Origin of the sequence: Anaerophaga thermohalophila DSM 12881, assembly GCF_000191885.1 — a bacterium.
In the GTDB taxonomy this organism is placed as follows: domain Bacteria; phylum Bacteroidota; class Bacteroidia; order Bacteroidales; family Marinilabiliaceae; genus Anaerophaga; species Anaerophaga thermohalophila.
In genome coordinates this window covers 1-3,956 of record NZ_AEWI01000088.1, presented here as the reverse complement: position 1 = coordinate 3,956, position 3,956 = coordinate 1, and the positions used below count along the sequence as shown (strand labels likewise).

The 3,956-nt window shown below is 41.0% G+C and carries 4 protein-coding genes and 1 pseudogene; 3 read left to right on the top strand and 2 right to left on the bottom strand.

Features of this window, described 5'->3' with window-relative positions:
• The 3 genes and pseudogenes from ATH1_RS21715 to ATH1_RS19710 form a co-directional block, all read left to right on the top strand.
• Positions 1 to 218: pseudogene (locus tag ATH1_RS21715) on the top strand (phosphofructokinase); the annotation flags it as partial.
• 220 nt (positions 219 to 438) lie between these two features.
• Positions 439 to 783 carry a nucleotidyltransferase domain-containing protein gene (locus tag ATH1_RS0115440; RefSeq protein ID WP_010423695.1) on the top strand — a complete coding sequence of 115 codons (345 nt, stop codon included), beginning with the start codon at positions 439 to 441 and terminating at the stop codon, positions 781 to 783.
• A gap of 473 nt (positions 784 to 1,256) precedes the next feature.
• Positions 1,257 to 2,342 carry a 6-phosphofructokinase gene (locus ATH1_RS19710; RefSeq protein WP_010423692.1) on the top strand — a complete coding sequence of 362 codons (1,086 nt, stop codon included), beginning with the start codon at positions 1,257 to 1,259 and terminating at the stop codon, positions 2,340 to 2,342.
• Positions 2,343 to 2,444: 102 nt separating this feature from the next.
• On the opposite strand, the gene ATH1_RS21710 is transcribed toward ATH1_RS19710, so the two are convergent.
• Entirely contained in the window at positions 2,445 to 2,669 is a 225-nt protein-coding gene (locus ATH1_RS21710; RefSeq protein ID WP_010423688.1) for a hypothetical protein, read from the bottom strand.
• 223 nt (positions 2,670 to 2,892) lie between these two features.
• The gene (locus ATH1_RS0115425; RefSeq protein ID WP_010423686.1) at positions 2,893 to 3,273 is read right to left on the bottom strand and encodes an HU family DNA-binding protein; all 381 of its coding nucleotides are present in this window, start codon (positions 3,271 to 3,273) and stop codon (positions 2,893 to 2,895) included.
• Positions 3,274 to 3,956: the final 683 nt, after the last annotated feature.

Here is a 3,956-nt window from a genome sequence, read left to right as displayed (position 1 = left end):
TTGCCCTCGATCTGATCGCCCAGGGCATTTCGGGACAAATGGTATGCATTCGTGATGGAAAATACGACCATGTCTCCATTGAAGCAGTGAGAAAAGACAAAAAAGGAGAAAGCATCAAGAAAGTCAATGTAGCAAAATTTTATGATACCAATCGCTACCGGCCAATCTACCAGAATTTGATGGGCTACCCGTTGCTGATTATGACAAGGGATGAATAAGCATATGGTTGAAAAACCCTTTCGGTGCTCTCTGGCCCATAAAGTGGTGGAACGGCAAAAGGTAAAAGGCTTGCATGGTGTTTGGCATGGAGCGAATGGTCCTGCATAATAATACGTACTTTAATCCTTAGGCTATAGAATCAAAGGAAATTTATTTTTGCTCCTTCGGAAGCTTAAAATAGTTTTTTGTAAATTTGGAGAACAAACTTTAAAAAAACCTATGATTAACCACAAAATTCTCGCAAACCTGGTCCAAAGATTAAAAATGACCGATCCTGAAAAAATTATCCTTTTCGGGTCTCATGCCTATGGAATACCTAATGAAAATAGTGATATTGACATTCTCGTTATTACTAATAATGAGAAAACACCATCAAATTATAAAGAAAAAAGCCAAATATATCTAAACGTTTCCAAAACTATAAGTGATCTGAAACAACAGTTTCCTATAGACCTTATTGTTCATACCAAAGGAATGCATAAATCATTTCTTGATTCAAACAGCCTGTTTGCCCGTGAAATCAGTCAAAAAGGGAAAATCCTCTATGAAAAAAACAACAAATGATTGGTTGATCAGTGCCGAAAATGACATCCAATTAAACAGCAATATACTACACCAAACTTGTTTGTGTCAATGCCGAACGCAGCAAAATTCAGCTATGCTAAAAAATGCCGTCGCGCAAAGAAATTCCTAAAAATCAGATTGTTTTTCTAAAATCCGAAAACTCGCTTCGCTCAAACAATTCGGATTTACCTCATTATCGTGTTTGCTTTCAAAGGCATTCGGTGAACTCGCAAGCTCGTTTCTTTACGAAAAACAATCTGATTTTCTTAACGGAATTTCTTTAATGCGAACCTACCTCTGAACTGTGTAAAAGTATTCAGAACGCGCATAAATACAGGACTTCATTAGATCCATTTTATTTTACTCGGTCATTAGTGTAAGGATATGTATAAATCTTTCATGCAAGTTCCATCTGACCAATAACTTAGACTAATGAGAGACCCGAAAATAAAACCAATATAAACATCAGTTATATGGCACAACAAAACAACACCAGGAAAACCATAGGAATACTCACCGGAGGCGGTGATGTTCCGGGACTCAACCCGGCAATAAGAGCAACCACGTTAAGAGCAGTCAGGGAAGGTTATCACGTTATCGGGATCAAAAACGGATGGAAAGGAGTGATATCCATTGATCCGTCAAAGCCCTTCGAAGAACAGGAATATTGCATAGAACTCAACGAAAAAGCGGTGACACGAATCGGGCGCACAGGAGGCACTTTCCTCCACTCAAGCCGGACAAAGGCCGATAAAGTGCCGCTTAAAGATGTTCCCGACCATCTGAAAGGCGAATACAAAGACGAAATAAACGATCTCACGCCGGCAGCCCTTGAAAACATCAAATACCTGGGACTGGATTACCTCATTCCCATTGGTGGCGACGACACTTTGAGCTATGGCTTTCGGCTGCACAAAGAAGGCGTAAAAATAATTGCCATCCCGAAAACCATGGACGGAGATGTTCCCGGAACGGAATATTGCATCGGCTTCAGTACCTGTATAACCCGCACCATCGAACTGACACATGAACTCAGAACCTGTGCCGGTTCGCACGAGCGTTTCCTGGTACTCGAGGTATTCGGCAGAAATGCAGGTTTCTCGGCCCTGCTCCCCACCGTAGGAGGTGCGGCCGATCGTTGCGTGATCCCCGAACATCCGTTCGATATGGAACACCTGACAGCCCTCATGGTGGAAGACAGAAACAACAACCCCAGCAAATATTCAGTAGTACTTGTTTCCGAAGGCGCCAAAATGATTGGTGGCACTGAAGTATTCGAAAATGAGGAAACAGACAGCTTCGGTCATAAAAAACTGGGAGGAATCGGAGAAGTTGTTGGCAGCCGGCTTAAAAAACTGTCCCCAAAGTTCAACAACGGAAAAGAAATCAACATCATCAATCAAAAACTGGGTTACCTCGTGCGCTCAGGTCAACCCGATGCCCTCGACTCTATTGTCCCCACAGCCTATGGCAACCTTGCCCTCGATCTGATCGCCCAGGGCATTTCGGGACAAATGGTATGCATTCCGGGATGGAAAATACGACCATGTCTCCATTGAAGCAGTGAGAAAAGACAAAAAAGGAGAAAGCATCAAGAAAGTCAATGTAGCAAAATTTTATGATACCAATCGCTACCGGCCAATCTACCAGAATTTGATGGGCTACCCGTTGCTGATTATGACAAGGGATGAATGATGCCCTTCTGAATCCGCAATGCTTCCAGCTACTGCAACAAAAAAGGAGCAGCGCCCGAAAGCACCGCCCCCCATAAAACTATTACGGGAAGTAATAGCCGGAAAAATATTACCTAAATGCACCTTTTGATCACCCCAAAATAAAAATCCCCACCAACGTAAGAGGCGGATAAACATTGTATCATTCCCCATTCACACAAACCCACTTTGGATCAGAAAGCTCTTTATTTCTAAGCATCTTCTCTTGCACTAAAAAGTATCCATTCTTTTAGTAAAAAGTATCCATTCTTTTGAACAAAAGTATCCATTCTTTTAGGCAAAAGTATCCATTCTTTTTAGCTTACCCTGGTGCTTCATAAAAGCAGAGGGTTCTACACATGTATAACCCTCTGTTGAACCCCACTGTCACAAATGCTTATGCTTTTTCAAACTTCAAATTATTAAGCATCTCTTTCAGCTCGCTTCCAGGTCTGAAAGTCACTTTTTTGCGGGTAATCAGGGAAGAATGGAAATCATCTTCCGTTTCAGCGCCACTGCTTCCCAAAGTGACCTGAAAGGATCCAAAATCACCGAATCTCACAATCAGGCCTTCACTAAGTCTCATCGTTAAGACCTGAGTTAACGATTCAAGAACAGCCAATGTATCGGCATGATTTACTGTACTACGCTGAGCAATGTCTTCTCCCAGCTTGCGTAATGTAATATCGCCTGTACTTTTGGCAAGAGCATACCACTTTTTTGGTTCCTCAGGTTTCTGAGGATTCAAACGTTCAGCTAAAACATATTTAATTGCCATTTTACATCAATTTAATAATTAGACCAAGGTTTATATTGTGGGGTTCACTTCGAAATATTGACTATCACAAGTTTAAAAAGATACCTCGCGTAGACATTTAAAAATACCGACATCTTTATAGTGAAGGATACCGACAATAAATTCTTTTATTGACATAACAACAAATTTTGGTTAATATTGCAATGCCCGCCGGCCTCCTTTTCCAGTGTCTGTCAATTTACCGGTCGATGACCAGCCGGCGGGTTCCCTTTTTCCTTTTTACAGAATTCTCACTTTCAAAGAAGTGCCTGCAAAAAAACAGCTTCAATATAACAAAAAAATTCAATTGATCACAAAACAGTACTCCAGGCTATTCCGTTGGCACTTCCGGTCTCAACGAAAAAATGCGGCCTCCAGCACATCATTTTTGCAACTTTCTATTTCAAAAAATACGCTTCGTTAGCTGAAGTTAACGATTCAGAAAAAAACTCCCGTACTTCAGAAAATAAAGTCCGTTTTCTTGCAGACAAGCAAAATAATTACTGATTTGATTTCTGTAATTGGAGGAAGTAAAGAAATGTTACCTGGTCTTTCAGAATGTATGAATCGGGAAGGAAGAAAATAAAAAACCCCATCGTGGGCTTGTTCCACTTAGCCCAACTTGTGAAAAATGCCACCAAAAAAACCAAAAAATGCGCAAATTT

Excerpts from the sequence above, each read along its gene's own strand:
- ATH1_RS0115440 (WP_010423695.1), top strand. The coding sequence starts at position 439 with ATGATTAACCACAAAATTCTCGCAAACCTGGTCCAAAGATTAAAAATG.
- ATH1_RS19710 (WP_010423692.1), top strand. The coding sequence starts at position 1,257 with ATGGCACAACAAAACAACACCAGGAAAACCATAGGAATACTCACCGGA.
- ATH1_RS21710 (WP_010423688.1), bottom strand. The coding sequence starts at position 2,669 with ATGGGGAATGATACAATGTTTATCCGCCTCTTACGTTGGTGGGGATTT.
- ATH1_RS0115425 (WP_010423686.1), bottom strand. The coding sequence starts at position 3,273 with ATGGCAATTAAATATGTTTTAGCTGAACGTTTGAATCCTCAGAAACCT.